At 62.6% G+C, this 26280-nt stretch carries 24 protein-coding genes; 11 read left to right on the top strand and 13 right to left on the bottom strand.

What is annotated here, in order from left to right:
- Window positions 1-215: 215 nt before the first annotated feature.
- Together ACYVL5_RS15200 and ACYVL5_RS15195 are read right to left on the bottom strand one after the other, a co-directional pair.
- The gene (locus tag ACYVL5_RS15200; protein ID WP_460596427.1) at window positions 216-1820 is read right to left on the bottom strand and encodes an aminotransferase class V-fold PLP-dependent enzyme; all 1605 of its coding nucleotides are present in this window, start codon (window positions 1818-1820) and stop codon (window positions 216-218) included.
- Window positions 1820-2431, bottom strand: coding sequence for a glycerol-3-phosphate acyltransferase (locus tag ACYVL5_RS15195; protein WP_460596426.1), 612 nt, complete (start codon window positions 2429-2431; stop codon window positions 1820-1822). The genes ACYVL5_RS15200 and ACYVL5_RS15195 overlap by 1 nt, the downstream gene beginning before the upstream one ends.
- 214 nt (window positions 2432-2645) lie before the next feature.
- Here ACYVL5_RS15195 and ACYVL5_RS15190 point away from each other — a divergent pair, with 214 nt between their 5' ends.
- The 3 genes from ACYVL5_RS15190 to ACYVL5_RS15180 all read left to right on the top strand — a co-directional run bounded on the left by ACYVL5_RS15190 (window position 2646) and on the right by ACYVL5_RS15180 (window position 6326).
- Window positions 2646-2939, top strand: coding sequence for a type II toxin-antitoxin system HigB family toxin (locus tag ACYVL5_RS15190; protein WP_460596425.1), 294 nt, complete (start codon window positions 2646-2648; stop codon window positions 2937-2939).
- A gap of 12 nt (window positions 2940-2951) precedes the next feature.
- Window positions 2952-3368, top strand: coding sequence for a helix-turn-helix domain-containing protein (locus ACYVL5_RS15185; protein ID WP_460596424.1), 417 nt, complete (start codon window positions 2952-2954; stop codon window positions 3366-3368).
- Window positions 3369-3539: 171 nt separating this feature from the next.
- Window positions 3540-6326 carry a phosphoenolpyruvate carboxylase gene (locus ACYVL5_RS15180; RefSeq protein WP_460596423.1) on the top strand — a complete coding sequence of 929 codons (2787 nt, stop codon included), beginning with the start codon at window positions 3540-3542 and terminating at the stop codon, window positions 6324-6326.
- A gap of 71 nt (window positions 6327-6397) precedes the next feature.
- On the opposite strand, the gene ACYVL5_RS15175 is transcribed toward ACYVL5_RS15180, so the two are convergent.
- Window positions 6398-6739, bottom strand: a complete 342-nt coding sequence (locus ACYVL5_RS15175) for a type II toxin-antitoxin system HicB family antitoxin (protein ID WP_460596422.1) — start codon at window positions 6737-6739, stop codon at window positions 6398-6400.
- A gap of 233 nt (window positions 6740-6972) precedes the next feature.
- On the opposite strand from ACYVL5_RS15175, the gene ACYVL5_RS15170 reads away from it, so the two are divergent.
- The gene (locus ACYVL5_RS15170; protein ID WP_460596421.1) at window positions 6973-7878 is read left to right on the top strand and encodes a carbohydrate kinase family protein; all 906 of its coding nucleotides are present in this window, start codon (window positions 6973-6975) and stop codon (window positions 7876-7878) included.
- Here the strand turns inward: ACYVL5_RS15170 and ACYVL5_RS15165 are convergent.
- From ACYVL5_RS15165 to ACYVL5_RS15150, 4 genes are all read right to left on the bottom strand, one after another.
- A complete protein-coding gene (locus tag ACYVL5_RS15165; protein ID WP_460596420.1) occupies window positions 7852-9537 on the bottom strand; it encodes a diguanylate cyclase in 1686 nt (561 codons plus the stop codon). The genes ACYVL5_RS15170 and ACYVL5_RS15165 overlap by 27 nt on opposite strands.
- A 176-nt stretch (window positions 9538-9713) precedes the next feature.
- On the bottom strand, window positions 9714-10313 hold the full coding sequence (ruvA, locus tag ACYVL5_RS15160; RefSeq protein WP_460596419.1) for a Holliday junction branch migration protein RuvA: 600 nt from the start codon (window positions 10311-10313) through the stop codon (window positions 9714-9716).
- Window positions 10314-10437: 124 nt separating this feature from the next.
- A complete protein-coding gene (gene ruvC, locus ACYVL5_RS15155; RefSeq protein WP_460596418.1) occupies window positions 10438-10962 on the bottom strand; it encodes a crossover junction endodeoxyribonuclease RuvC in 525 nt (174 codons plus the stop codon).
- A gap of 405 nt (window positions 10963-11367) precedes the next feature.
- The gene (locus ACYVL5_RS15150; protein ID WP_460596417.1) at window positions 11368-12111 is read right to left on the bottom strand and encodes a YebC/PmpR family DNA-binding transcriptional regulator; all 744 of its coding nucleotides are present in this window, start codon (window positions 12109-12111) and stop codon (window positions 11368-11370) included.
- A 142-nt stretch (window positions 12112-12253) separates the two neighbouring features.
- Here ACYVL5_RS15150 and ACYVL5_RS15145 point away from each other — a divergent pair, with 142 nt between their 5' ends.
- Together ACYVL5_RS15145 and ACYVL5_RS15140 are read left to right on the top strand one after the other, a co-directional pair.
- The gene (locus ACYVL5_RS15145) at window positions 12254-12628 is read left to right on the top strand and encodes a hypothetical protein (RefSeq protein WP_460596416.1); all 375 of its coding nucleotides are present in this window, start codon (window positions 12254-12256) and stop codon (window positions 12626-12628) included.
- A gap of 335 nt (window positions 12629-12963) precedes the next feature.
- The gene (locus ACYVL5_RS15140) at window positions 12964-13950 is read left to right on the top strand and encodes an NAD(P)H-quinone oxidoreductase (RefSeq protein ID WP_460596415.1); all 987 of its coding nucleotides are present in this window, start codon (window positions 12964-12966) and stop codon (window positions 13948-13950) included.
- Window positions 13951-14103: 153 nt separating this feature from the next.
- On the opposite strand, the gene ACYVL5_RS15135 is transcribed toward ACYVL5_RS15140, so the two are convergent.
- Entirely contained in the window at window positions 14104-15738 is a 1635-nt protein-coding gene (locus ACYVL5_RS15135) for an ABC-F family ATP-binding cassette domain-containing protein (RefSeq protein ID WP_460596414.1), read from the bottom strand.
- A 252-nt stretch (window positions 15739-15990) separates the two neighbouring features.
- Between ACYVL5_RS15135 and ACYVL5_RS15130 the strand changes: the two genes are divergently transcribed.
- From ACYVL5_RS15130 to ACYVL5_RS15120, 3 genes are all read left to right on the top strand, one after another.
- The gene (locus tag ACYVL5_RS15130) at window positions 15991-16860 is read left to right on the top strand and encodes a methylenetetrahydrofolate reductase (protein WP_460596413.1); all 870 of its coding nucleotides are present in this window, start codon (window positions 15991-15993) and stop codon (window positions 16858-16860) included.
- 125 nt (window positions 16861-16985) lie between these two features.
- Window positions 16986-17570 (top strand): DUF4124 domain-containing protein, encoded by a 585-nt coding sequence (locus tag ACYVL5_RS15125; protein ID WP_460596412.1) that lies wholly within the window; start codon window positions 16986-16988, stop codon window positions 17568-17570.
- A 13-nt stretch (window positions 17571-17583) separates the two neighbouring features.
- Complete coding sequence (locus ACYVL5_RS15120) at window positions 17584-17892, top strand: hypothetical protein (protein ID WP_460596411.1); 309 nt, start codon at window positions 17584-17586, stop codon at window positions 17890-17892.
- A gap of 230 nt (window positions 17893-18122) precedes the next feature.
- On the opposite strand, the gene ACYVL5_RS15115 is transcribed toward ACYVL5_RS15120, so the two are convergent.
- From ACYVL5_RS15115 to ACYVL5_RS15105, 3 genes are all read right to left on the bottom strand, one after another.
- A complete protein-coding gene (locus tag ACYVL5_RS15115) occupies window positions 18123-19805 on the bottom strand; it encodes a methyl-accepting chemotaxis protein (protein WP_460596410.1) in 1683 nt (560 codons plus the stop codon).
- Between the two features lie 296 nt (window positions 19806-20101).
- A complete protein-coding gene (locus ACYVL5_RS15110) occupies window positions 20102-20782 on the bottom strand; it encodes a response regulator (RefSeq protein ID WP_460596409.1) in 681 nt (226 codons plus the stop codon).
- Window positions 20779-22293, bottom strand: coding sequence for a sensor histidine kinase (locus ACYVL5_RS15105; protein ID WP_460596408.1), 1515 nt, complete (start codon window positions 22291-22293; stop codon window positions 20779-20781). Before ACYVL5_RS15105 ends, ACYVL5_RS15110 begins: the two co-directional genes overlap by 4 nt.
- 240 nt (window positions 22294-22533) lie before the next feature.
- Here ACYVL5_RS15105 and ACYVL5_RS15100 point away from each other — a divergent pair, with 240 nt between their 5' ends.
- Both ACYVL5_RS15100 and ACYVL5_RS15095 read left to right on the top strand, forming a co-directional pair.
- Window positions 22534-23124: a hypothetical protein gene (locus ACYVL5_RS15100; protein ID WP_460596407.1), complete on the top strand. Its 591-nt coding sequence runs from the start codon at window positions 22534-22536 to the stop codon at window positions 23122-23124.
- A gap of 132 nt (window positions 23125-23256) precedes the next feature.
- Window positions 23257-24834: a DEAD/DEAH box helicase gene (locus ACYVL5_RS15095; RefSeq protein ID WP_460596406.1), complete on the top strand. Its 1578-nt coding sequence runs from the start codon at window positions 23257-23259 to the stop codon at window positions 24832-24834.
- Window positions 24835-25123: 289 nt separating this feature from the next.
- Here the strand turns inward: ACYVL5_RS15095 and ACYVL5_RS15090 are convergent, their stop codons facing one another.
- Complete coding sequence (locus tag ACYVL5_RS15090) at window positions 25124-25498, bottom strand: desulfoferrodoxin (protein WP_460596405.1); 375 nt, start codon at window positions 25496-25498, stop codon at window positions 25124-25126.
- A gap of 21 nt (window positions 25499-25519) precedes the next feature.
- Complete coding sequence (locus ACYVL5_RS15085) at window positions 25520-26266, bottom strand: DUF4350 domain-containing protein (RefSeq protein ID WP_460596404.1); 747 nt, start codon at window positions 26264-26266, stop codon at window positions 25520-25522.
- Window positions 26267-26280: the final 14 nt, after the last annotated feature.

The following is a 26280-nucleotide window of genomic DNA, read 5'->3' as shown; positions in this document are numbered from 1 at the left end:
TGTCGCTATTACGCAATTGTACTTGGATATCGCGGACCGGCCAGGTTGGCGCGGAGGTTGCCGGGTGATTTCGGGGCCCGGCTGCCGCAATCCCGCCGCGGATGGCGGAATAAAGGGACTACATGGCAAATGTGCAGGAAATGTGAAATGCGAACGAACGGGTGGGGCGAGGCGCCACGATTACTGAGGTTCCCTTCGGGAGTGGTCGCGGTCCTTCATGCTCCTTCGAGGATGGTCTCGGTGAGTATGGCCGCGAGGGTTCGGCACTGGCCGTCGGTAAGTGATCCCATCAGGCAGGCCTGGATGATGTTGCGTTCGACGAGGTACTTGCTCCGGTAACTCAGCAGGAAGCCGCGCCTCTCCAGTGCCTCGCCCAACTTGAGCGACGGGCGTTCCGGCGGAAGCTGGACGCTGACCACCGCAGGGGCGGCATGGCGCTCGTCGACCATGACGGCGATTCCGCAACGGGTCAGTTCGTCGCGAAGAATGGCGTGCTGGCGGCGGATGGTTTCGAAGCGCCGGGGAGGATCGAGCTCGCGGAGCGCCTGATGCAGGGCTCCGACCAGGTTGGAGGAGTGGGTGAACGGGACGCCGCGCTTGCTGCGGTAATACCCGAGGTCGAGGTAGCGGGGGATGCGTTCGTCGGGCTCCAGCGCGTGGTTGTAAAAGACCAGCGAGATGCCGGGGTAGGAGGCAAGCCCCTTGCCGCTCACGCTGGTGGCGAGGAAAACTTGGGAGAGGTCTACCGGCACGGTCCCCACCGAACTGGTGCAGTCGAGGCAGAGTTTGATACCGCGGCGCCGGCAGATCTCCGACAGGGCGGCGGCGTCGTTGAGAATGCCGGACGAGGTCTCGCAGTGGGTACTCCAAAGCCAGCCGATCCGCGGGTCGGCGGCGATCTTCGCGTCCAGCCGTGCTGTTTCGAAGGACTCTCCCCAGGGGACCCGCAAGACCTCGAACGATAGAGCCATGCGCCGGGCGTGGTCGACCAGCCGCTCGCCGAACTCGCCGTTACTGAGGATCACCCCGCGGCCTTCCTGCACCTTGAGCTGCGCCGCGACCACGTCGTTGGCGAGGGTGCCGCTTCCGAGAAATAGTTCGACATGGCGAGCCTTGGTAAGATCGCAGAGGTGGCGGCGGGTATCCTCGACGGTTTTCAGGAAGGATTCGGCGCGGTGGGAGATGGCGGGCCCGGCGAAGGCCTCCCGCACCGAGGTGTTTACGGCCACCGGTCCCGGGAGAAAATTCCCTCCGGCGGACGGGGGTACCTCGGGGAGTTCCATCTTGAGGCGGGAGAGGAGGGATAGCGCCGCCTGCAGGGAGAGGGACATCGGCTGGTAGCGCGCGTCGGGGGAGCCCACCTCCTCGCCAAAGGGGATGAATCCCATGTGCCGGTAAAGCCGGGTCTGCCGGACCGTCCCGGAGGCAACCCCCAGGGTGTAGCCGCGACGGATGCATTCGGTGGCGGCGAAATGAAGGAGCCCGGCGAAGAGGGTGGGGCGGCGGTATTCCGGTTCCACGGCGAGGAGACGGATCTCGCAGATACGCTCCCCCGGAGGCAGCCAGCGGTCGAGATCGGGGACCTTGTCATCGAGTGAGAAGGGGCGGTTGTCGCGTACCGCGAGCATCCCTACCAGCCTGCCGGAGTCCAGGCAGATGCAGTAGGTATTCTCGGCGTGGAAGCGGTCAACCAGGGATCGCGCCTGGTTGGAGGGATGCTGGGGGATCTCTTCCACGAAGGTCCGGTAGTTGAGCCGGTGGATCTGATCGAATTCGGATGCCTGTGAGGCGATCTTGAAGCAGAGACCGTCCGTTGCCATCAGCTGTTTCCCCTTGTGAAGGTGGCGCCAAGTTCCGCGGCGATGTTGCTTCGATGGGCGAAGAGGACGATGGCCGCCAGCAGGGCATAGAGGGCGGATTCTCCGCTCGCCGAGGTGACCATGCCCGATTTTGCCATTGCTATCAGCAGGAGAGGGGAGAGCGCCAGGGCGATAAGCCCGGTTCTCGTGGTTCCCTTCAATAGCGGATAGAGAAGGCCGCAGAGGGCGAGAGAGGCGACGAAGAGCGCGGGTTGCAGAAGCGCAAGGCCGCCAGCCAGGGTGGCCAGCCCTTTGCCGCCGCGAAAGCGGAGCTGAACCGGCCAGATGTGTCCGCAGGTCGCTCCGATCAGGGCGAGATGCCCCGCCCACGGCTCGATAAAGAAGTGGCGGGCCAGCCAGACCGCCAAGATTCCCTTGCCCGCGTCTCCTGCCAAGGTAAGGATGAAGCCTTTCGCCCCCAGCACACGCCCCACGTTACGGCTTCCCACGTTTCCGCTCGCCAGCTCACGTATGTCGTGGCCGGTGAGGCAGATGACCAGGTAATATCCGAAGGTGAAGCACCCGACGAGATAGGAACCGAGTAAAAGCAGAGCGGTTGTAGTTGGTTGCAATGAGAGTATGGCGTTTTCCTCTGACAGTGGCGCTTTTGGCTGTTCGATAGAGATGATCTATAACACACAGAGATAAAAGTGAAAAGATCAGCTAATAAAAAAATGATCATCTTTCCGCTGGCGGCGGGGTTATTGGGGACCCTGGAGCAAGGGGGAGGGGGAAGCAGTGACGAGATGATTGATCCCGGATTGGGAGCGGGGTATAATCACCTCCATGCGTATCGTATCCCGCAAAACGCTGAGAGAATTCTGGAGCAAGCATCCAGAAGCTCGCCAACCTCTACAGGCTTGGTATGATGACGCAAAACATGCTGCATGGTGTTCACCATCTGATATTAAAAATGTATATCGCAATGCCAGTTTTTTGGCGAATAACCGTGTCGTTTTCAATATAAAAGGAAACAACTATCGTCTCATAGTCGTTGTGCAGTACGTGCACGGTATCATTTATATCCGGTTTGTTGGAACCCCCCGCGACTATGACCGGATTGATGCAGGGACAATTTGATCGGAGCATGGTATGGAAATCAAACCCATTAAAAACGAAGTCGACTACAACGCGGCACTGAAAGAGATAGAAATTCTCTTCGATGCTGCTCTCGACACCCCGGAAGGTGATAGGTTGGAGGTGCTGACAACTCTTGTTGAGGCCTATGAGGAAAAGCACTATTCCATCCCGATGCCTGATCCCATTGAGGCCATTTTGTACCACATGGAGAGCAGAGGTCTGACACGACGCGATCTCGAGCCGTATATCGGCAGCCGCGCCCGCGTATCGGAGGTACTTAACCGGAAACGGCCACTGACCATGGAAATGGTCAGAAATCTTCACACCGGGCTCAAAATACCTGCCGAAGTCCTTATACAGCCTTACCCTATTCACAAACGTGGCTTACCCCGCGGCCCATTGGAGTTTCCGGCGCCGTATCATCCGTAATTCCAGCCCCCTATTATTTCCGCTCCACTCTGCCTGGCGATTACTCTGCCTTGGGGCCACCTTCCTCCCCCGCCCCTCCCTCTGGGGGGAAGAGGCGAGGGGGGGAAATTGCCTAATCCGGAGTTGCCGCTATCCTTTTGGGTATCTTGAATCTTGAGTGCGGAGGGGTTTATGGCCAACGGGGAACTGTTCTGGCTTTCGCGGGACCAGCAGGGGCGGCTCAGGGAGATTATCGGCGCCGATCCGGAACAAAAGGATCTGCCGCTCAAACGGGATGTCCGTTCGCTCGGGATGCTGCTCGGGGAGGTGATCCGAGAACAGGCGGGGCTGAGTGTCTACGAAACGGAGGAGGAGCTCCGCCTGCTGGCCATCCGCCATCGCCAACTGAAGGGAGGGCGCGACGAGACCGAACCGGAATCGGCCGAGGAGCTGGAGCTCAAGGAGCGGATGGTCGAGATCATCCGCGGTCTCTCGGAGGAGGACGCCTACCAGGTCGTCAAGGCTTTCGGCTCGTACTTCGAGCTGACCAACTTGGCCGAAACCAACCATCGCAAGCGGCGGCTGCAGGCCATCAGGCTCACTTCCGGCACCCCGGACAAACCCGGCTCCCTGCGCGGCACGCTTCTTCGCATGCGCGAGGCCGGCGTCAGCGGCCCGGAGGCCTTGGCCTATCTTGCCGAGGTGGAGGTGACGCCGGTCTTCACCGCTCACCCGACCGAAGTGGCGCGCCGGGTGGTTCTCTTCAAGCGTCGCCGGATCGCCGGGGTACTCGAGACGCTGGACCGGCTGCCGCTTACCGACACGGTCGCCTCGCACGGGCAGGATGCCATCCTCACCGAAATCACCACCCTCTGGCAGACCGACGAGGTCCGCCGCAAGCAGCCGACCGTCCTCGACGAGATCCGCATGGGGGTCAACCACTACCCGGAGTCGCTCATCCTCCCCCTGGCCCATTGCTACCAGGACATGGCCGATGCCTTCAACGACGTCTACGGCATGGAGCTCGCCGCCTGCGACCTGCCGACCGTGGTCCGCTTCGGTTCCTGGACCGGCGGCGACCGGGACGGCAATCCCTTCGTCACCACCGACACCACCCGTCTCGCCCTGGCGATGGCGCGCGAGGTGATCCTTTCGCACTATCTCGTCGCCATCGACGAACTGCGCGAGCTCCTGACCACTTCCAGTTGCCGGGTGGATTTCTCACCCGAGATCGACGAGGCCATCGCCCGCCACTGCACGGCCTTTCCCGCGGTCATCCCGAAGATTTCCAGCTATCCGGAATGCGAGCAGTACCGCCGCTTCCTCGCCATCGTCAGGCATCGCCTGGAACTTGCCCATGGCGACCCGGAGGCCCCGGAAGCCTACCGCGATGCGGCCTCCTTCAGAGAAGATCTCCTCCTGGTCCGCAAAAGCCTTAATGCCCGCGGCGGCGGACGCCTCGCCTGCCATTACGTCGATCCCATCCTCCGCAAGGTGGACACCTTCGGCTTCCACCTCCATTCCCTCGATATCCGCCAGCATGCCCGCGTCCACGCCAAGGCGGTAAGCGAGCTGGCCGCCGGACATTCCTTTCACTCCGCCGGCGATTTCGGATCCGCCGCCACCTCCGCGGAGACGATCGACCTCCTGCACACCTTGCGGGCACTGGCCGAGCTGAAGCGGAGCTATCCGCCGGAGGCGATGCGGCAGTACGTGATAAGCGGGGCGGAATCGGTCAACGATGTCCTGTCGCTGGTATGGCTCCTGGAATTGTGCGGGGTGCAGGTGGCCGGCAGCGGCGACGGGCGCGACCCCGGGCTGATGCCCGTGCCGCTCTTCGAGTTCATCGACGATCTGCGCAACGCGCCCGAGGTCTGCCGCACCCTGTGGAGCGATCCCGCCTACGCCCCCTATCTCGATTCCTGGCAACGCAAGCAGGAGGTGATGCTAGGCTATTCCGACTCCAACAAGGACGGCGGCATGTTCACCAGCACCTGGGAGATCTACAAGGCGCATCGCGGGTTACAGCAGGTGGCGCGGGAATGCGGCGTGAAGCTCCGTCTCTTCCACGGCCGCGGCGGCACCGTGGGGCGGGGGGGCGGACCGACCTACCGGGCGATCACCGCGCAGCCGCCGGAAGGGTTCAGCGGCGCCATCCGCATCACCGAGCAGGGGGAGGTGATCAACTGGAAATATTCCGACGCCGTCCTGGCGGAGCGCAACCTGGAGCTGATGGTGGCGGCCTGTCTCGATTCGCTCTGCCTGGAGCGGAACCGGCAGCGTTCGGCTCCCTGGGAGGAGACGATGGAGCGGCTGTCGGCGATCTCCTACCGCTTTTACCGGGAGCGGATCGCGGAGAACCCGGACATCATACCGTACCTGGAACAGGCCACGCCGCTTCTGGAGTTCGAATTGGCCAAGATCGGTTCGCGTCCGGCCAAGCGGAGCGCGAGCCGCGACCTGGGGGAGTTGCGGGCGATTCCGTGGGGATTCGGCTGGATGCAGAGCAGGCTGGTGATCCCCGGCTGGTTCGGCATCGGGCACGGCCTGGAAACCTTCATCGCGGAGGAAAAGGATGGGCTGGCGGTCCTGCAGGAGATGCTGGGCAAGGTGCCCATTTTCAACGACATGATCCGCAACGTGGAACTGGCCCTGACCAAGGTGGATCTGCCGCTCGCCGGGCTCTACGCGGAGCTGGTGCCGGACGTCGCCCTGCGTGAGCGGGTCTTCGATATGGTAGTCGAGGAGTACCGGCGCACCCGGCGGCAGGTGTTGGCGGTCACCGGGCAGCGGGAACTCCTGGAGGGAAGCCCTTCACTCGCGCGTTCGCTCAGGCTGCGCAATCCTTACGTCGATCCTTTGTCGATGATCCAGATCGAGATGCTGAGGCGGAAAAGGGAAGGGAAGGGGGACGGGGCGGATTTCGTGCTCGCCGCCACCATCAACGGGATCGCGTCGGGGTTGAGGAATACGGGATAGGGGGAAGGGGGGGGCCCCACCCCCATCCTCACCCCTCCCCTCCCCTTGAAGGGGAGGGAGCCGTGGCAATGTTACTCTTGATGAATTGCCTTCCTGAGAAGAATTTGACAGTAGTTGTTCAAGCTTTCGCCTGCATTAAGTGCGCGAATGGCGATTTCGCGATGCAGTTCCTTGTCGATCCTGAGCACGAAACGCCCCGAGTACTCCTTCGCGGCAGTCGGTGGCGGCAGGGGTTTTTGATCGGCTTCGTACAGTTCTATTGCTTCAGCGACAGCGTCACACAATTCCCGGTAAACCTGGGTTTCATCCTCACCGTGTACGCCCCCGTAGATAACTCCCGGGCACGTTCCTACGTAACAACCGTCTTCTTCAGACCACTCCACGATCTTCAAGTATTTATCCTGTTTTCCCATTTCTTGCTTTCCTCGATTGCCGGCACATAACGGGGCAATTCTCTTGTTTTCGGAGGCACGCCCTCATGGTAAAGTCTCGATTCGGTGGCGTCAACTTGAGTGAGAGGCGTAGGTTGCGTGGAACAGCTTCATCGTGAAACGCAACGGTTGCCATGACCGCCGGAAGAAAGCGTCGCGTTTCGTACCTCAACGCGACCTACGGCTACGGCTACGGATGGGGGGGAGGAAGCACGATGGCGGAAGCGGTTGAAGTGGTCGGGCTGGGGGTGAGTACGCTGGATCTTTTGATGCTGGTGGATCACTTTCCGGCCGGGGAAGGGGTCGAGAGGGCGCACGCATCGGTCCTGCAGGGGGGAGGGCCGGTGGCCACCGCCATGGTGACCCTCGCCCGCCTCGGGGCGCGCACCTCCATGATCGACCGGGTGGGGGACGACTGGCGCGGCCGCCTTATCGTGGAGGAGTTCCGCCGGGAAGGGGTGGGGACCGACCACCTGCTGGTGCAGAAGGAGGCTTCCTCGTCGATCGCTTCCATCATGGTGCGCAAGGATGACGGCGCCCGGCACATCGTCTACGCTCCCGGCGACGTCGACGAACTCTCCCCCGCCGACCTCCCCGAGGCGGCCATCGCCTCCGCCAGGATCCTCCATCTCAACGGCCGCCATTTCGAGGCCTCGCTGGCCGCCGCCGCGCTGGCAAAAAAAAAGGGCGTCACCGTCTCCTTCGACGGCGGCGCCCATAGATTTCGTCCCGAACTTCTCCCCCTGATCGAGCTCGCCGATGTCTGCATCGTCGCCAGGGAATTCGCCCTTTCCTGTACGGGAAAGAGCTCGATGGCGGATGCCGCGGCCGGGCTCCTGGGGAAGGGGCCCGGGGGCGTGGCCATCACCGCCGGAGCCGAGGGAAGTTGGGTCTTCACCAGGAAAGGGTCCTTTCACCAGCCCGCTTTCCCGGTGGAGCACCCGGTCGATACCACCGGGGCGGGCGATGCCTACCACGGCGCCTTTCTCTACGGAATCCTCCGCGGCTTTGATCTTCGCCGCTGCGCCCATCTCGCCACTGCCGTCGCCGCCCGGGTCATCACCGCCCTCGGCGGGCGCGGCGGGATTCCCACCTCAGCCGATCTCGACGAAATCGTCTAGAGAGCCCTTAACCCTGATTCCCGATTCCGAGAGCTCCCGCACGCCTTCCTTGTAGATCTGGGACTCCTCCACCCGGTCGCGCCCCCCCTTCTTGGCGCGGTAGAGGGCGCTGTCGGCAGCGGCCAGAAGCTGCGCGGCGGTTTCCCCGTCTTCGGGGAAGCTGGCCACCCCTGCCGAGATGGTTATCTGCCCGAGGTGCTGCCCCATGACGAGATCCAACTCCTTCACGGCTTTGCGCAGCATGTTCGCCTTCTCGGTGGCCCCTTGCTTGGTGGTTTCCGGGAGGATGAGGGTGAACTCCTCGCCGCCGAACCGGCAGGCCACATCGCTTCCCCTGGTCAGGTTCTGCAAAAGGTAGCCGAACTCCTTGAGGACCCGGTCGCCCGCGTCGTGGCCAAAGCGGTCGTTGAGGCTCTTGAAGTAGTCGACATCGATCATGACGAGGCCGATCGTGCATCCCTTCCTGTTGGCACGCGACAGTTCCCGCGCCAGCGATTCCTCCATGTAGCGGCGATTCAGTAGCCCGGTCAGCGGGTCCCTGATGGAGAGTTCCCGCAACTTCTCCCGTAACTGGAGGTTGCGCAGGGCCAGGGCCACCTGCTCGGCGAAGGCCACCGCCAGCTGGCGTTTCTTTTCCAAGGCGGCGGGGGATAGCACCGTATTGAAGCTTATGTGGAGCACGCCCATCGTCTCGTGGTGGGCGGCAAGGGGAACGCAGATGTTGGCCTTGGCCCCCTTCGCCTTGTGGGGGCACCCGACATCGCAGGCGTGGTCGGCCGAATACGGTTGTCCGAGACGCAAAGCCCAGCACTGGGTAGGCCCGAAGACGTCGCTGTGCCCCTCCCCCCAGGTCGCGGCTTCCTCGGCGAGGTTTCTCGACGAGTTGATGAGATAGATCCCCCCCGCGTCCCTGGAGAAGAACCTGCTCCCGAAGCTGGAGAGGATGCGGCGCGCCTCGCCGAGATCGGAGCAGATCTGGAGAAACTGGGTCATCTCGCTCAGGGTGGCCATGTCAAGGTTGGCTTCCTCGAGGGCCTCCGCCACCTTCTGGTTTTCCGAAGCCTCGTGGCGTGCCAGCAGGTACGCCAGGGAGAGGATGGTCATGGCGGCGACCATTCCCCCGACCATGACGAGGAAGAGATAGCTCATCGAGAGTTTCTGGCCCTTGCGGCGCTCGACCAGCAGGGTCTGCTCCTGGATCTTCATCTCCCCGATACCGGACTGGATCATCAGCATCAGGACGGACCCCTCCTCGGTTATCCGGGCCTGTACCGGATCCAGGCGCCCCCCTTTTTCGAAAACGGCCATCGATTTTGCGAAGAGGACGGCTTTTCGCTCCAGAAGCGGGGTCAGCTTGCCGATGCGCACCTGCTGCAACTGGTTGTCCTTGGTGAGTTCCCTCAACTGCTCCAGCAGCACGGACGCTTTCCGCACATTTACCAAGGACTGTTCCTTGAACTGGGCCTTCCCGGTCAGGACGTATCCGCGCCGCGAGCTTTCCGCCTGCAGCATGGCCAGGTTGAGCTCGTCGAGGGTGGACAACGCCTCGTAGGTATGGTTGGTCCAACTGTACATGGCCTCCAGCCTGTTTCGGTTCTGGAAGGCAAGACAGAGGATGGCGGCGAGTAACAGAAGTGCCGCCACGAAGCTGATGTCCATCCGCTTCACCTTGCTTAACGTCAAAAGAGAAAACTTTTTCACGTGGTCCTTTGGCCGCCGGGGTATTGGAGGGCTAATTAAGGTATATCGGCTCCGGCGGAGAAACCTTTAGCCGGAGCCGAAGCCTGCCTGTGAGAGGACGAGAGCGGGGATGGGGAGGGGGAGGGGGGAGGGGGTTACTTCATCAAAATCTTGAGCGCCTGCTTGAGCACCGCTTCGACGGTGGCGTCTTCGGAGATCTTGATCTCGGCGATGGCCTTCTGGACCACCGACTCCTTGTAGCCCAGGTTGATGAGGGCGGAGAGGACGTCGTCGCGGACCTCCTGCTTGGCCGCCACCGGGGCGCTGGCCGGCTGCGGCTGCGCCATGCCGAGCTTCTTCACCTTCTCCTTGAGCTCGAGGACCATACGCTCGGCGGTCTTCTTCCCGATGCCGGGGATGGCGGAAAGGCGGGCGAGGTTGCCGGCGACGAGAGATTCGGCGAGCTCCGAGGGTTCCGAGTTGGAGAGGATGCCGTTGGCGAGCTTGGGGCCGATCCCGGAGACGCCGATCAGCAGCTGGAAGAGTTCCTTTTCCTCGTGGGTGCGGAATCCGTAGAGGTTGATGGCGTCTTCCTTCACCGAGGTGTAGATCTGGAGGGAAACGGGGGAGCCTTCGGCGGGAAGCGAGTAGTAGGTGGAGAAGGGGATCTGCACCCGGTAGCCGACGCCGTTGACGTCCAGGATGATGTAGTCGGGGGCCTTGTAGGCGAGCTTGCCGGTCAAAAGGGCGATCATGGGCTTTGGGTACCTTTCCTTTCCTTTCGGGAACTATCCCTCCCCTCAACGCTCAGGGGATGAAGCCGCAGGTGAAGGCGGGGGATGGGGAGGGGTGAGCATGGGGGAATGGATGACGCCATCGTCACCCGGTCCCTCTCCTGGCGGGAGAAAGGACGGTGGTTGCTTTCAAGAGTGTGTTCATGCCGGCCGAGTGGGCGTGGCAGATGGCGACCGCCAGGGCATCGGAGGCGTCCTCCTGGGCCACCTCGGGAAGGTTCAGGAGGGCCTTGATCATCTGCTGCACCTGCACCTTCTCGGCCCGGCCGCTGCCGACCACCGCCAGCTTTACCTGCATGGCGGTGTATTCGAAGACCGGGAGTCCCATGTTGACGGCGGCCACGATGGCGGCGCCGCGGGCCTGACCGAGCTTCAAGGCGCTCATGGCGTTCTTGGCGAGGAATACGTTTTCTACCGCCACCGCGTCGGGACGGTACTGCGCGATGACGGCGGCGAGTCCGGAGTAGATCTGCTCCAGGCGCTGCGGGAAATCGGCGGACGCCTTGGTGAAGATGGCGCCGTTGTCGACGTGGATGATCCGGTTGCCTTGCTTGGTGACCAGACCGTAGCCGGTTTTCCGCGAACCGGGATCGATTCCCATTATGATCATGCGATCCCTCCTTCTAAACGCGAGCCAGGCAGCTATTCAATCTCCCCTCGCCCCCACTAGGGGAGAGGGGCGGGGGGGAGGGCAGAGGTCTGACTGAAACCTCCCTCACCCGGCCTTCGGCCACCCTCTCCCCTATCTAATCTCCCCTCGCCCCCATCGGGGGAGAGGGACAGGGTGAGGGGGCGGTTCGGGCGATGAAAACCTCCCTCACCCGGCCTTCGGCCACCCTCTCCCCTGAAGGGGCGAGGGTATACCTATAAAGGGTCAGGGTACAAATTAACGGACTTCTCCTCTTTAGGGGAAGGTTCCGTTAATGGGGGCCAGCCGATAAAAAAAGACGGCAGCGGGAAGGTGGAATGGTCGTCCTTCCCGCTGCCGCTCGTTACATGAACCGGTTCTCCCGTGCTACATCATCTTCTCCATCTCCTCGGCGGAGATGTCGAAGTTCGCGTAGACGTTCTGAACGTCGTCGTTGTCTTCCAGACGGTCCATCAGCTTGAGCATGTTTTCGGCCTGCTTCCCTTCCAGCTTCACCATGGTCTGCGGAATCATGGTTACTTCGGCGGAGAGCGGCTTGAAACCGGCGGCCTCGAGGGCACTCTTCACGTCGTTGAAGGCGGAGGGTTCAGTCAGCACTTCGTACTGTTCTTCTTCGTCGACGACATCGTCGGCGCCTGCCTCGATGGAGGCTTCGAAAAGCTTGTCGAAATCGACCTCCTTGCCGAAGACCAGGAGCCCTTTCTTGTCGAAGAGCCAGGAGACGCACCCGGCCTCGCCCATGTTGCCGTTGCATTTGCTGAAGATGCTCCGGACGTCGGAGACGGTGCGGTTGCGGTTGTCGGTCATGACTTCGACCAGCACCGCGGTCCCGCCGGGACCGTACCCCTCGTAGGTGGTCTCCTCGTAGTTGACCCCTTCGAGACCGCCCACCCCTTTCTTGATGGCGCGCTCGACGTTGTCCTTCGGCATGTTCTCGGCCTTGGCCTTATCGATGGCGGTACGAAGACGCGGGTTGCCGTCCGGATCACCGCCACCCAGTTTGGCGGCAACGGTTATTTCCTTGATAAGCTTGGTGAAGACCTTCCCGCGCTTGGCATCGGCGGCGCCTTTCTTGTGCTTGATCGTACTCCATTTATTATGGCCTGACATGGGTTGCTTCCTTTCAACTGGTTTGATAATGAAAACGCCGAATACTAGCACGCATAAAAGAGCATTGTAAAGTGAGAAAATGACATTACACTGTAACGGAATGTCGAACAAACACCGCTAGTTATTGCCGGGAAGGATGCCTATGAACCCCTCGCTCCGCCATATGAAAAGATGTTCCGTTTCCGCAGTGATCCTGATCTTCCTCGCCCTGGGCGCGGGATGCGCCCGCGTTTCTGTGCACACCACCGGACTTCCTCCCATCCTCACCCAGCATGAGATCAACCGCCCTTATGACGAGCTTGGGGTAGTGAGCGTCCGCCGCGACCGCACCGGCGCTCCCACCGATATAAGCCCCGCCGATTACACGTGGGCCTACGACGCGCTCCGCGCCGAGGCGGCCAAGATAGGCGCGGACGCGGTCATCTACCCCGAGGTCAACATCTCCGTGGAACAGTACTACGTCGTTTTCCCCACCAGTCATGTCTCGGCTAAAGGTATCGCCATAAAATTCAGGTGAAGACCGGCGGGGAATTACGGCCCTCCAAATCTGCCCTCACCCGCTCCCGTATTTACTATCTCCCCTCGCCCCCATCGGGGGAGAGGGCCAGGGTGAGGGGGCGGTTTGGGGGGGAAACCTCCCTCACCCGGCCTTCGGCCACCCTCTCCCGGAGGGCGAGGGTATAGTGAAGAGGGCCTTCGGCCACCCTCTCCCGGAGGGCGAGGGTAGAGTAAGAGGGCCTCCGGCAAGAATTCCGTTGATTTACTGTATACGTTTCTGAGATAGTGTCTGCTTCCGTGGAAGTGGACAACCACTGTTCTTATTATCTATATCCAGTCAAGGAGGCGAAATTTATGAAGGCTGTGTTGATGGAAGGGTTTGGCGGTCTGGACGTGTTGAAGGTGGGCGAGGCTCCGAAACCGACTCCGAAAGAGAACGAAGTTCTGGTAAAGGTGCACGCGACTTCGATCAACCGCCCGGACCTGGTCCAGAGGGAAGGGAAGTATCCCCCTCCTCCGGGCGATTCCGAAATCCTCGGTCTCGAGGTTGCCGGTGTGGTCGAGGAAGTCGGCCCCGGTGTCACCGGCTGGCAGAAGGGTGACCGGGTCATGTCGCTCGTCGGTGGCGGCGGCTACGCGGAGTATGCGGTGGCTTACGCCAACCACCTGATGAGGATCCCTGAGTCCATGAGCTTCGAAGAGGCCGCCTGCGTCTGCGAATCCTACATCACCGCCTTCTTGAACGTCTTCATGATCGGCGACCTGAAGGACGGCCAGACCGCTATCCTCCACGGTGGCGGCGGCGGGGTCAATACCGCTGCCATCCAGCTCGCCAAGGCGCTCACCCCCAACGCGAAGCTGATCGTGACCGCGTCTCCCGAGAAGATGGACCGGGTCAAGGAACTGGGCGCCGACCTGGTGATCAACTTCAAGGAGACCCCGGACTTCTCGGAGATCGTCAAGGAGTTCACCAACAAGAAGGGGGTCGATGTCATCCTCGACCACGTGGGCGCCAAGTACCTGGCCCCCAACATGAACTCGCTCGGCTACAAGGGGCGGCTGGTGATCATCGGGGTCATCTCCGGCATCAAGGCGGAGCTGAACCTGGCCCTCATGATGGTCAAGCGCCAGCAGATCATCGGCAGCGTGCTCCGTTCGCGCCCGGTTTCGGAGAAGGGGGAGATCGTGGCGGAGTTCACCCGCAGGGCGATTCCGAAGTTCGCCGACCGCTCGGTGGTGCCGATCATCGAGAAGGTCTTCACCATGGAACAGGTGGTGGACGCTCACCGGATGATGGAAGAGGATAAGCACTTCGGGAAGATCGTGCTGAAGACGGCGTAAAACCTCCCTCACCCGGCCTTCGGCCACCCTCTCCCGGAGGGAGAGGGGAGGGGGTGAGGGAAGGAGTGAAGGGGCGAGGGTATAGCGGCACCAAATAGAAACGCCCCCTCCCGGCGGGGAGGGGGCGTTTTTGTACGGACTTTCGGGCGAGGGTTACAGGCTGAGCTCGGCGTGGCCGTTGCAAAGCTTCTCGCGCTCCGCGGTTACCTCGGCATCCTCCAGGTAGTCGTCGAAGTTCATTACCCGGTCGATGACGCCGTTCGGGGTGATCTCGATGATCCGGTTGGCCACCGTGGAGACGAACTGGTGGTCGTGGGAGGCGAAGAGGATTACTTCGCTGTAGGTGATCAGCCCGTTGTTCAGGGCGGTGATCGACTCCAGGTCGAGGTGGTTGGTCGGCTCGTCCAGGATCAGCGCGTTGGCCCCGGTCAGCATCATCCTGGACAGCATGCAGCGCACCCTCTCGCCACCGGAGAGGACGCTGGTCTTCTTGGTGGCTTCTTCGCCGGAGAAGAGCATCCTCCCCAAGAAGCCGCGGGCGAAGCTTTCTCCCTCGGTGGGGGGCGCGTACTGGCCGAGCCACTCGATCAGGTTCAGGTCGTTCTGGAAGTACTCGCGGTTCTCCTTCGGGAAGTAGGAATGGGTGATGGTCACCCCCCAGCGGAAGCTCCCCTCGTCGGGCTCGAGCTTGCCGGCCAGGATGTCGAAGAAGGTGCTCTTGGCGAGCGAGTTGCTCCCCACGAAGGCGATCTTGTCCCCCTTCCTCACCATGAGGTCGAGGTTCTTGAACATCTGCACGCCGTCCACCGTCTTGGAGAGCCCCTTCACCTCGAGGATGATGTCGCCGCAGGGACGCTCGGGCTTGAACACCACGTAGGGGTACTTGCGGGAGGAGGTCGGCATGTCCTCCAGGGTGAGCTTTTCGAGGAGCTTCTTTCTGGAGGTCGCCTGCTTGGCCTTGGAGGCGTTGGAGCTGAAGCGCTGGATGAATTCCTTGAGCTCGTTGGCCTTGTCGGTGACCTTGCGGTTCTCGTCCTGGCGCTGCTTCAGCTGGAGCTGGCTCGCCTGGTACCAGAAGTCGTAGTTGCCGACGTAGACCTGGATGCGCCCGAAGTCGATGTCGGCTATGTGGGTGCAGACCTGGTTTAAGAAGTGACGGTCGTGGGAGACCACGATCACGGTGTTCTGGAAGCGGAAGAGGAACTCCTCCAGCCAGGCGATCGACTTGAGATCGAGGTGGTTGGTCGGCTCGTCCAGAAGGAGGACGTCGGGGTTGCCGAAGAGGGCCTGGGCCAAAAGGACCCGCACCTTCTCGCCACCTTCGAGCTCTTTCATCAGTTTGCCGCGCAGCTCCTCGGGGATGCCGAGCCCGTTGAGAAGCACGGCGGCCTCGCTTTCCGCCTCGTAGCCGTTCATCTCCGAGAACTCGGCCTCGAGCTCGGCGGAACGGATGCCGTCTTCCTCGGTGAATTCCGGCTTGGAGTAGATGGCTTCCCGCTCGCTCATGACCTCGTAGAGCCTCTTGTGCCCCATGATGACGGTGTTGAGGACGGTGTGCTCGTCGTAGGCGAACTGGTCCTGCTTGAGGACGGCGATCCTCCCCTTGCCCGCCGAGATCTCGCCCTTGTCGGCGTCGATCTCGCCGGCGAGGATCTTCAGGAAGGTGGACTTCCCGGCCCCGTTGGCGCCGATGAGGCCGTAGCAGTTCCCGGGAAGGAACTTGATGTTGACGTCTTTGAAGAGCACCCTCTTGCCGTAGGCGAGGGTGACGTTGGATGCGCTGATCATGCTTACTGCTCCTTGTGGTCAAATAAAAAACCACAGGGCCTTCCCCTGTGGTCAGAACCTTGCATCTATAGCATGCCGCTCGCCGCGGCGGCAAGGAAAAATCTTCCATATGGCCGTCTCAGCGAAGGTTTTTGGTCGGATGTGCGATTATTAATTTGTGCGATAAAATGGGTTTCTTTTCCGCCTGTAATATGGCAAGTTTACGAACAAGTTTAGCACGGGGGTACCGGGCGGTATCCTCGCGGAGCAGGCATGCGGATAATTGACAAGCTTTCCACTGGAAAAAAGTTCATCTCGCTGGAGTTCTTTCCCCCCAAAGACAAAAACGAATGGCCGACCTTCTTCAAGACGGTCGGAAGCCTCGCCAAGCTCGATCCCCTGTTCGCCTCGGTCACCTACGGCGCGGGGGGGAGCACCAAGGGCGATACCCTCGATATCGTCGCCAACCTCCAGAATGAGCACGGCCTGGAGACCATGGCGCACCTCACCTGCATCGGCTCCTACCGGGGCGATCTGCAGAAGTTCCTGGACTCGCTCGCAAGAGCAGGGGTGGACAACGTGCTGGCACTCAGGGGGGATCTCCCCAAAGATGCCCCGCCCGAATTCTCCGCCTGCCGGACTCTTCTGCACGCCTCCGACCTGGCCGCCTTCATCAAGGAACTCCATCCCTCCATGGGGATCGGGGTGGCCGGCTATCCCGAGGTGCATCCGGAGGCGGTCGGCCGCGAGGAAGACCTCGGTTTCCTGAAGCTCAAGCTCGACCAGGGGGGGGATTTCGTCATCACCCAGCTCTTCTTCGACAACGAGCACTACTTCGACTTCGTGCGCCGGGCGCGCCGGATCGGCATCGAGAAACCGATCATTCCGGGTATCCTGCCGGTGGTGAGCCTCAAGGTCATCCAGCGGATCGTTTCGCTGTGCGGTGCGAGCCTGCCGCCGGCCTACCAGGCCCGGCTCGAGGAGGCGGAGCGCTCCGGAGGCGCCGCCGCGGTGGAGCGCGTCGGCGTGGAGTTTGCCCGTCGGCAGGCGCGGGAGCTTCTCGACGGGGGCGCCCCCGGCGTCCACATCTACACGCTCAACCGGGACCAGGCGGTGCTGAACCTGGTGGACGGACTGCTGTAATCAAGGAGTTGCCGGGAGGTAGGAGGGAACCCCATCCTTACCCCTGCCCTCTCCTTGAAGGCGAGGGGGAAGTTTTCGGCAGAAGATTGTGACAAATCACGAAATGCAATGTGGGAGGAGGGTCCATGTTCAAACCGGTTGGCCTGTTTCTCTTGGTCGGATGCCTGTTACTTGCTTTTGCCGCCACGTCGTTTGCCGATCTCTATAAATATACCGACGCCCGAGGGGTGGTCGTCATCACCGACAAGATGGAGTCGGTGCCGGCGAGATTTCGTTCTTCGGTAAAGATGGTCCGCGATGCCAAGCCAGCCCCGGCGGCCGAGCCGGTTGCCGCAGCCGGGGTCGACCAGGGTGCCCAGCCGGCGGCGGCTCCGTCTCCGGCCGCGGAAACGGCGACCGGCGGTAAGTTTGCCGAGCTCTGTTCCCGCTTCCCCTGGCTCAAGCCGGTCCTCTGGATCGCCGCCATCGCGGCGGGCTTCGTCTGCCTCACCAAGATCGTCTCGCTGCTTCCCTCGCCGCTATTGGGTCGGGCCCTCTACCTCGCCTTCACCCTCGGTGTCCTCCTGCTGCTCTACAGATCCCTGGCAGGCACCATGGCGGAAAACTCCAAGGCGCTCGTGAACGACGCCACTTCCCTCGTCAAGAAGGTCAATGAGCGCCAGCAGGAACGGGCTCCCGCCGACCCGAACTCGGTGGAGCAGGCGAAGTAAGCCGGGAGGAGTCATGCATCTCGTCCAGATCCTCTTGCCCCTCTACGACAACTCGGGACAGCCCTTTCCCCACCAGCTGTACCTGCAGATCCGCGACGAGCTCTCCGAGCGCTTCGGCGGGATCACCACCTACATGCGCTCGCCCGCCCGCGGGCTCTGGAAGGAGCGGGAGGACAGCACGGTGCATGATGACATCGTCATCTACGAGGTGATGGTCCGGGCACTCGATCGCGACTGGTGGCGGGAGTACCGCGAGATGCTGACGGCGACCCTGCGACAGGCGGTGCTGATCGTGCGGGCGACTGAGGTGGAACTTTTGTGATTGAAGCAAAACCCCTCCTCCCACAAGCTTCGGGAATTCTCTCTACCTCTCAAGTCAAAACCTCCCTCACCCGGCCTTCGGCCACCCTCTCCCCTGAAGGGGCGAGGGTATAATGGAGACGGCCTTCGGCCACCCTCTCCCCTGAAGGGGCGGGGTATCTCCATCTCCCCTCGCCCCCGTTGGGGGAGAGGGGCGGGGGTGAGGGAAGGGGTCGTCATGGTGCCACGCGGCTAATAGCGCTCGAAGTCCGTTTCCGGTTCGTGCGGCGTGGTCATTTCGTAATCCACTCCCACTACTTTCCTGGCCTCGTGATTGACCGTTTCGGCAGGAACGCCCTTGGTCAGCTTGGTCACTCCCTTGGCCCTTGGCGTGCGCTTGGCCTTCACGGCGCGGCCGGTGTCGCCGGTCTTGAAGAAGCTCACGCTCGTCTGTAGCTGCTCGGCCTGGCTGGACAGCTCCTCGGCGGTCGAGGCCATCTCCTCGGACGCCCCGGCGTTGGCCTGGATGACCTGGTCGAGCTGCTGGATCGCCTTGTTGATCTGTTCGGCGCCGGTGTCCTGCTCGCGGCAGGCCGCACTGATTTCCTGCACCAGTTCGGCGGTCCGCTGGATGTCCGGCACCATCATGGCCAGCAGTTGCCCGGCCTTCTCCGCCACGTCGACGCTGCTGGAGGAGAGCTCGCTGATCTCGGCCGCCGCCTTCTGGCTCCTTTCGGCGAGCTTCCTCACCTCGGAGGCCACCACCGCGAATCCCTTGCCGTGCTCGCCGGCCCGGGCCGCCTCGATGGCCGCGTTGAGGGCGAGCAGGTTGGTCTGGCGGGCGATCTCCTCGATGATGTTGATCTTCCCCGCGATATCCTTCATGGCGGCCACGGTCTCCTGGACCGCCTTCCCTCCCTCGATGGCATCCTTGGCCGATTTCTGGGCGATCTTCTCGGTCTGTATCGCGTTGTCGGCGTTCTGGCGGATGTTGGAGGACATCTCTTCCATCGAGGACGAGGCCTCCTCGGCGGCCGCCGCCTGCTCGCTCGCCCCCTGGGAGAGTTCCTCGGCCCCGGAGGAGAGTTGCTGGCTGCCGCTCGCCACGTTGTCGGAGGCGCTCTTCACCTCGCCGACGATTTCCTGCAGCTTGGCCACCATTTCGTTGAGGGCGGCCGCCAGGATCCCCACTTCGTCCTTGCGGTCGAGGTTGATGCTGTGGGTGAGGTCGCCCTTGGCCACCGCCTGGGCGACCTCCACCCCGCGCCTAAGCGGGATGCTGATCATGCGGGAGATGATGATGCCGAGGGTGAGGCCGAGCAGCACTCCTGCCGCGATCAGGGAGATCATCATGGTGAGGCTTTGCCGGTAGAGCTGGCGGCTTTCCGCCGCCGCGTCCTTGGCGTTGGCCTCCTTCATCGCCGAGAGTTCGGTCAGCAGGTCGTCCACCACCTTGAGCTTGTCGCGGGCGGCCCCGAAGGAGAGGACGACCGCTTCGTTGTTCTGGTGCAACGGCTGGCGCGCCGCCAGCTCCATGACCTGGTCGTGGAGTTTCAGCCACTCCTCGTTGGCGGCCTCGAGCCTCCTGACCGTTTCCTTCCCCTTCTCGGTGTAAAAGAGCGGCTTCGCCTTTTCCAGCTTGTCGCGGTAGTCACCCTGCGATTTCTTCGATTCGGCCAGGTACCTCTCCCGCAGCTCCCGGGTGGTGGAGAGCATGAAGTTCTTCTCCGCCCGCAGGATGTAGAGGAGATCGATGTTGGCGTTAAGGATGTACGAGGTCCCCAGCAACTCCCTCTGATACATGCTCGAGGCGTTATCGTTGATTTCTCCCATGTCCTTGATGCCGATAGTTCCGACCACCGCTGTTATGGCCGAGACGATCATGAACGCCATCACCAGCTTGGTGCCCACCTTCAAATCCGAAACCCATCTCATATACCTGCCCCTCCTTTTCCTGCCCTGACTCAGTGTCGGTGAACAGACCGCGCGAGTTTTGAGAGTCCGAGTGCGTGTACTAGATCTCCGCGCACTCTTCTATGCCAGAGGATACGTTGCCTTTGACTTGTCGCGTTGTTTTAATACCTTTTCGGACAGGACGGCCAAAGATTGAGAAAAATGACGAAAATGTGACGGGTGTCTTGCCGATCGGCTGTCGGCGGGCGGTTGGAGTGTGCTTTCGTCCCCTCCCTCGGCGGGAGGGGGACGAAAGAGGGAGAGAGCGGGATGGGGCTTTACTGCTTTCCGGAGGCCTCGTACTTGTAGCCGACCCCGTAGATGGAATGGATCAGCTCCTGGTCGGGAGCGGCGGCGAAGATCTTCCTGCGGAGCTTCTTGATGTGGCTGTCGATGGTCCGGTCGCTTACGATCCGCTGGTCGGAGTAGATCCGGTCCATGAGCTGGGTGCGGGAGTAGATGCGTCCCGCGTTCTGGTAGAGGAAATGGAGGAGCTTGAACTCGACGGCGGTGAGCTCCAGGTCGTGGCCGTTGAGCAGCGCCAAGAAACGGTCCGGGTCGAGGGTCAGACCGGAGGGGTCGGGCGCGGGATGCTCACCGGCCCGCCTGAGCACCGTTTTCACCCGGGCCACCACCTCGCGGGGGCTGAACGGTTTGCAGACGTAGTCGTCGGCCCCCAGCTCCAGCCCGAGCAGGCGGTCGATCTCCTCGACCCGCGCGGTGATCATGATGATCGGGACCTGGGAGAAGCTCCGGATCTCCTTGCAGATCTCCAGGCCGTCGCGCCCGGGGAGCATCAGGTCGAGCAGGATGAGGTCGGGCATCCTCTCCCTCACCAGGGGAACGACCCCGGTCCCCTCCGCGATCCAGTTGGTTTCGAACCCGGACTGCCGGAGGTAGTCCCCCAACAGGCTGGCCAGCTTTTCTTCGTCTTCCACGATGAGTATGTTCGCGTTCATCCCCTGCTCCCGGCCAGCGGCAGTTCGATGCGGATCAGAATGCCGCCCATTGACGAGGGGTGGGCGGTGATGCTCCCCTCGTGCGCCTCGACGATGTTCTTGCAGATGGCAAGTCCCAACCCCGCACCGCCCAGGGAGCGGTTGCGGGAGCTCTCTACCCGGTAAAGACGGTCAAAGAGCCTCTCCAGGTCCTCCGGCGGCACCCCCGGCGCGCTGTCCTCGAAACTCAGCGCCACCCGGTCGCCGTCGTCCTCCAGCCGCACGGAGAGCTTCCCGCCGGCATCGGTGTACTTCAAGGTGTTTTCCAGCAGGTTGTCGAAAAGCTGCTGAAGCCTCCCGGCGTCGGCGAAGAGCGGCAGCTCCCCCGTCCCGCCGAAGTCGGCGGTAAGCTCGATATTCTTCTGGTCGAATTCGGATTCGAAGGCCTCCACCGCCTGCTCCAGCATCTCGCGCAGGTCGATGAGCTCCTTTCTGTAGGAGAGGGCCCCGATGTCGTAGAGGGAGATCTGGTAGAGGTCCTCGACCAGGCGGCTCAGGTGCATCACCTCGGCGTGCAGGGAGCGCATGGAATCGGGCCCACCCGGCCGGACGCCGTCCTGGATCGCCTCGATCTCGCCGCGGAGGATGGAAAGCGGGGTGCGGAGCTCGTGGGAGATGTCGGCCACCCAGCGGCGGCGCGCCTGCTCGTTGTTCTCCAGGGCGAGGGCCAGGGTGTTGAAATCCCGGGCGAGCTGCCCCAGTTCGTCCTCAGTCCCCACCTGGACCCTGGTCCCGTACTCGCCGCAGGCCAGCCGGTGCATCGAGGCGGCCAGCCGCCGGATCGGGGAGACCAGGCGGTTGGAAAGGGGGAGCGAGATGACGGCCGAGACCAGGAACATGACGGCGGCAATCATCACGAGGGCGACCTTCTGCTGCTTTACGAAGAGGAGCTGGTGGGTGTCGGTCAGCCGCTGGCGCGGGCGGATACCGAGATAGCCGACGGTGCGGTGTCCGCTCAGGATCTTCTTGAAGTCGACCTGGCTTTGCAGGAGTCCGGGAGGCCCGGCGATCTGCCGGCGGGAGGCGTCCAGGAGAAAGACGCGAGTCTCGAAGCGGTGGGCGAACCAGGGGGGGATCTTCCCCGCGCTCATGTTGGAGAACTGGGCCGGATGGCCGGGACGGGAGGCCTGGCCGCTATAGCCGGGGTTACCGGGTTGACCGGGGTGACCCGCGCGGAGACCCTGCCTCCTCTCGAAGCGTTCCAGTTCGCTCCCCTCGCGCGGCATGGTGTAGGCCAGCAGCCTGGGCCAGGCATCGCGGTCCTCCTGGAGAAAGTCCCAGCCACCTTCCGCGGTGTAGGTCTGCTCGAGCACCTCGGAAAGGCGCTCCAGGCGGTCCCTCTCGACGGTATTCACGTAGGTGAGGAAGCCGCGCCCGATACTCCACTGGACGATCAGGAACATCCCGATCACCACCGCACCGGTGGCAGCCAGCATCGCGAAAAACAGGCGGTATTTTATCCTCATCTTCATGAGTAACTCTCCGCTTCCCACTTTTGCGGTGATCTGTATAATGAATACCGAGTCAGCTCCTTTGTAACATACCCGCAGTCGATTCGCTACGGCGTCCTGTCCGGGAAAGGGTAATTCCTCAATTCGTTCACATTTGGTCCTCAATTCGCTGGTACCTTTGGCACCAAAAGCAGGACGTGACTCGGGCAACGATGCCCGGCAAACTAGCAGCGCCGGCCAAGGCCGGCAAGGGGTGAAGATATGAAGAAGGTTCTACTGGCAACGGCCATCCTGGTGGTCGCGGGTGCGGCTACCGCCCAGGCAAGAGTGGATCTCAACGTTAACATTGACGTGCCGGTCGTTCCGGCTCCGGCCCCGCCGCCGGCGGTGGTGGTTCCCGCTCCGGCGCCTCCTCCTCCGGCTCCGGTTTACCAGGCGCCTCCCCAGGTGGTCATCCAGGACGCCCCCCAGTTCATCTACGCTCCCGAGCTTGGCTACTACGTCGCGGTCGACACACCCTACGACATCGTCTACGTCAACCGCGCCTACTATCTCTTCAACGGCGGGTACTGGTACGTCGCTTCCAACTACTGGGGGCCGTGGACCTTCGTGGCGCGGAGGGGCCTGCCGATCGGGATCCGCCGGTACCGCTACGAGCAGATCAGGGCCTACCGCGACCGCGAGTACCGGATCTATCTGCGCGACCGCGATCGCTACCGCGGGACCTGGTACCGCCCGGCCGAGCGCAGGGAGATGCACGAGCGGATGGAGCACCGGGAACATGAGCACCGGGAGCGGATGGAGCACCGCGAGCAAGAACGGCGCGAGGAGCGCCGGGATTGGGGGCGCTAGCGGCGGCCAAAAAATAAGGGCCACCTTTTTCCTTAACCGTGGTATAGTCTATTCTTCATTAGGCAAGGAACCCCATCGGCCTTAACGGCTCTTGGGGTTTTTTGTGTACCAGAACAGACAATAGGAGAAAGAGTGGATTTCGGACAGTTTAATTTGCACCCCCAGGTCAAGGCCGGGGTCGATGCCCTTGGCTTTACCACCCCCACCCCGATTCAGCAGCAGGCCATCACGCCGGTCATGGAAGGCAAGGACGTGATGGGGCTCGCCCAGACCGGCACCGGCAAGACCGCCGCCTTCGGGCTGCCGATGCTGCACCGGCTCATGCAGGGGCCCCGGGGTGAGTTGCGCGCCCTGGTGGTGGCACCCACCCGCGAGCTGGCGGAGCAGATCAACGAAGCTCTCAACGCGATGGCGAAGTTCACCCGTCTTAAGAGCGTGTCGGTGTACGGCGGGGTCAACATCAATACCCAGGCGAAGAAGCTCAGGGAGCGGCCCGAGATCGTGGTGGCCTGCCCGGGGCGGCTCCTCGACCACGTGGCCCAGAAGAGCATCGACCTGTCGAAGATCGAGATGCTGGTTTTGGACGAGGCCGACCAGATGTTCGACATGGGATTTCTCCCCGACGTGAGGAGGATCCTCAGGCTCTTGCCGAGCGCCCGCCAGACCCTCCTCTTTTCCGCCACCATGCCCGAGGACATCAACAGCCTGGCCCACGAGACCCTTCGCCGCCCGGTGACCGTGCAGGTGAGCCGGATCGCACCGGCGGCGACCGTTTCCCACGCGCTCTACCCGGTTGCCCAGCACCTGAAGACCCCGCTGCTGCTCGAGCTCCTGCGCCACACCGATACCGAGAGCGTGCTGGTCTTCACGCGCACCAAGCACCGGGCCAAGAGGGTGGGGGAGCAGCTCGAGAAGGCGGGATACAAGGCCGCCTCCCTGCAGGGTAACCTCTCCCAGAACCGTCGCCAGGCCGCCCTGGACGGGTTCCGTGACGGGAGCTACCAGATCCTGGTGGCGACCGACATCGCCGCGCGCGGCATCGACGTCTCCCAGGTCTCGCACGTCATCAACTATGACATCCCCGACACCCCGGAGGCGTACACCCACCGGATCGGGAGAACCGGCCGGGCGGCCAGGACGGGGGACGCCTTCACGCTGGTGACCGCCGAGGACGACCTGATGGTGCGGCGGATCGAGACGATCCTGGGGACCAAGATCGAGAGGCGGCGGGTGGAAGGATTCGACTACACCGTGCCGGCTCCCCAGAAGGATGTGGAGTTCGCCCGTCCGCCGCGCGAGCCGCAGCGCCGGAAACCGGCGGTGGCCAAGCCTGCCGGGGAGGCCGGGGGCAAGGCGCCGGCGGGACGCCGTGACGCAGCTCCGCGGCCCGCAGGCGAGGGGCAGCAGGGGCGCGGAGGGCGCCCGGCGAAGGATGCACGGGGACGCGAAGGGGCACAGGGTACCGCCGGCGCGGCTCCGCAACAGAAGGGCGCGCGGCCGGAGCAGGGCGGGAACGCTCGCCCTGATGCACGCCGAGAGCAGCCGGCGGGGCGCCCGGGACAGGCTCATGGCGCGGGTCGGCCAGGCCAAGGCGCCGGCGGCCAGGGAAAGGTGGGGGTCCGTCAAGGGCACCCCGCGGCCCGGCAGGGACAACCGGGCGGTGGGCAGCCGGCGGCAAAGAAGGGAACCACCCCCCCCCGGCGCGGGTGAATAGAGGCAGGCTCCCCTCGCCCTCGAAAAACCTCCCTCACCCGGCCTTCGGCCACCCTCTCCCCTAAAGGGGCGAGGGTATAAATTGACAGTCTTCGGCCCCTTCTCCCCTGAAGGGGCGAGGGTATAACTGATCTCCTCTCGCCCCCGTTGGGGGAGAGGGGCCGGGGTGAGGGAAGGGTCTTAAAATTAAAAGCAAAAAGGCCAACTCGTGTGAGTTGGCCTTTTTACTTTTGCCTGCTTACCTTCCCTCCCCTTCAAGGGGAGGGGCAGGGTGAGGGTGGGGTAATTACGCCTGCCACTGACCGTGGAGGGTGCAGAACTCGCGGGCGGTTACCTTGTCGGCGGTGACGTTGAAGGTCGCCTCCGGGGCATCACCGGGGTTCAACTGGGCGCGGTAGATCTTACCGTCGGCGATCAGTTCGATCCATTCGATATAGTGGACGGCTTCCATCGGATGGGGAACGCTGCCGACCTTGACGGTGATGGTGCCGTTTCCTTTTTCGATCACCGGTACGTGCTTCTCTTTGGAGGCCTCGACCGTGTTGGCGGTCTGAAGGGTCATGGGGCTCCCGCAGCAGACGAGCTCGCCTGCGCCTGCGTGGAAGACTTCAACGATATTGCCGCAACTCTCACATTTGTAGATCTCTAATGCCTGTGCCATTTACTCCCTCCTTTTTGATTTCTACTTAAGCCAGCCCACCAGGTTGGTGGCCAGGGCCATGTTGCCGTCAATGAACTTGTTCTGGAAGATAGCGTCGTCGCCGAAGACCAGGAAGCCCCCCTTGCCGACTTCACCCGCCACCGCGACACCGAAGCTCGCGGTCTCGTCCGGATGCTGGACCTTGTCCCGGTGGAGATCGATCCAGGCCTTGGGGCTCGTGGAGGCGACGATCCGGCTACGGTTGCTCACGGTTCTCAGCCCCCAGACGCCGTAGAGGCTGAATTCCTTGATGCCCTTCATCACGGGGTGGTCACCCAGCCGGGTCGAGCGGAAATCCTGGGGGTTGCCGGCGATCACGTTCTCGTTCTCGCGGATCACCCCGTTGGTGTAGTCGATGCCGAGGCTGTCCAACAGCGAGGCCAAGGGGGGCGCGATGTGGAGCATCACCGCCAGCTTACCTCCCCTTGCCATGAAACGCTGCACAGCCTCCACCTCGTCTGGCTGCAGCGGGGCGAAGGCCCCCGAGATGACCAGGGCATCGATGCCGTCCAGGCTGGCGTCGCTTATCTTGCGGTCGAGGGCGGAGACTTTCGCCCCCCGGACCCGGAGGGCCTCGGCGAGTTTGGAGAGCTGGAGCGGGCCGGCATCCCCGATTATGAAGCGTTCCCCGTGGCCGTTGTCGAAGGCGACGTGCTGCGCCAAGGCGGCCTGGGCGGTGAAGAGGGTGACAACAAAAACTACAGAAAGACAATACATTACACGATTCATCTGCATCCCCCGCA

The organism is Geomonas sp. Red276 (assembly GCF_054784495.1).
This window is presented reverse-complemented; position numbering and strand designations above follow the sequence as displayed.

Bases quoted from the DNA above. Each gene is read 5' to 3' on its own strand.
- ACYVL5_RS15175 (WP_460596422.1), bottom strand. From the start codon at position 6,739: ATGGGAAAACAGGATAAATACTTGAAGATCGTGGAGTGGTCTGAAGAA.
- ACYVL5_RS15125 (WP_460596412.1), top strand. From the start codon at position 16,986: ATGTTCAAACCGGTTGGCCTGTTTCTCTTGGTCGGATGCCTGTTACTT.
- ACYVL5_RS15140 (WP_460596415.1), top strand. From the start codon at position 12,964: ATGAAGGCTGTGTTGATGGAAGGGTTTGGCGGTCTGGACGTGTTGAAG.
- ACYVL5_RS15085 (WP_460596404.1), bottom strand. From the start codon at position 26,266: ATGAATCGTGTAATGTATTGTCTTTCTGTAGTTTTTGTTGTCACCCTC.
- ACYVL5_RS15115 (WP_460596410.1), bottom strand. From the start codon at position 19,805: ATGAGATGGGTTTCGGATTTGAAGGTGGGCACCAAGCTGGTGATGGCG.
- ACYVL5_RS15105 (WP_460596408.1), bottom strand. From the start codon at position 22,293: ATGAAGATGAGGATAAAATACCGCCTGTTTTTCGCGATGCTGGCTGCC.
- ACYVL5_RS15110 (WP_460596409.1), bottom strand. From the start codon at position 20,782: ATGAACGCGAACATACTCATCGTGGAAGACGAAGAAAAGCTGGCCAGC.
- ACYVL5_RS15150 (WP_460596417.1), bottom strand. From the start codon at position 12,111: ATGTCAGGCCATAATAAATGGAGTACGATCAAGCACAAGAAAGGCGCC.
- ACYVL5_RS15090 (WP_460596405.1), bottom strand. From the start codon at position 25,498: ATGGCACAGGCATTAGAGATCTACAAATGTGAGAGTTGCGGCAATATC.
- ACYVL5_RS15185 (WP_460596424.1), top strand. From the start codon at position 2,952: ATGGAAATCAAACCCATTAAAAACGAAGTCGACTACAACGCGGCACTG.
- ACYVL5_RS15130 (WP_460596413.1), top strand. From the start codon at position 15,991: ATGCGGATAATTGACAAGCTTTCCACTGGAAAAAAGTTCATCTCGCTG.
- ACYVL5_RS15180 (WP_460596423.1), top strand. From the start codon at position 3,540: ATGGCCAACGGGGAACTGTTCTGGCTTTCGCGGGACCAGCAGGGGCGG.
- ACYVL5_RS15135 (WP_460596414.1), bottom strand. From the start codon at position 15,738: ATGATCAGCGCATCCAACGTCACCCTCGCCTACGGCAAGAGGGTGCTC.
- ruvC (WP_460596418.1), bottom strand. From the start codon at position 10,962: ATGATCATAATGGGAATCGATCCCGGTTCGCGGAAAACCGGCTACGGT.
- ruvA (WP_460596419.1), bottom strand. From the start codon at position 10,313: ATGATCGCCCTTTTGACCGGCAAGCTCGCCTACAAGGCCCCCGACTAC.
- ACYVL5_RS15120 (WP_460596411.1), top strand. From the start codon at position 17,584: ATGCATCTCGTCCAGATCCTCTTGCCCCTCTACGACAACTCGGGACAG.
- ACYVL5_RS15165 (WP_460596420.1), bottom strand. From the start codon at position 9,537: ATGGACATCAGCTTCGTGGCGGCACTTCTGTTACTCGCCGCCATCCTC.
- ACYVL5_RS15145 (WP_460596416.1), top strand. From the start codon at position 12,254: ATGAACCCCTCGCTCCGCCATATGAAAAGATGTTCCGTTTCCGCAGTG.
- ACYVL5_RS15190 (WP_460596425.1), top strand. From the start codon at position 2,646: ATGCGTATCGTATCCCGCAAAACGCTGAGAGAATTCTGGAGCAAGCAT.
- ACYVL5_RS15170 (WP_460596421.1), top strand. From the start codon at position 6,973: ATGGCGGAAGCGGTTGAAGTGGTCGGGCTGGGGGTGAGTACGCTGGAT.
- ACYVL5_RS15200 (WP_460596427.1), bottom strand. From the start codon at position 1,820: ATGGCAACGGACGGTCTCTGCTTCAAGATCGCCTCACAGGCATCCGAA.
- ACYVL5_RS15100 (WP_460596407.1), top strand. From the start codon at position 22,534: ATGAAGAAGGTTCTACTGGCAACGGCCATCCTGGTGGTCGCGGGTGCG.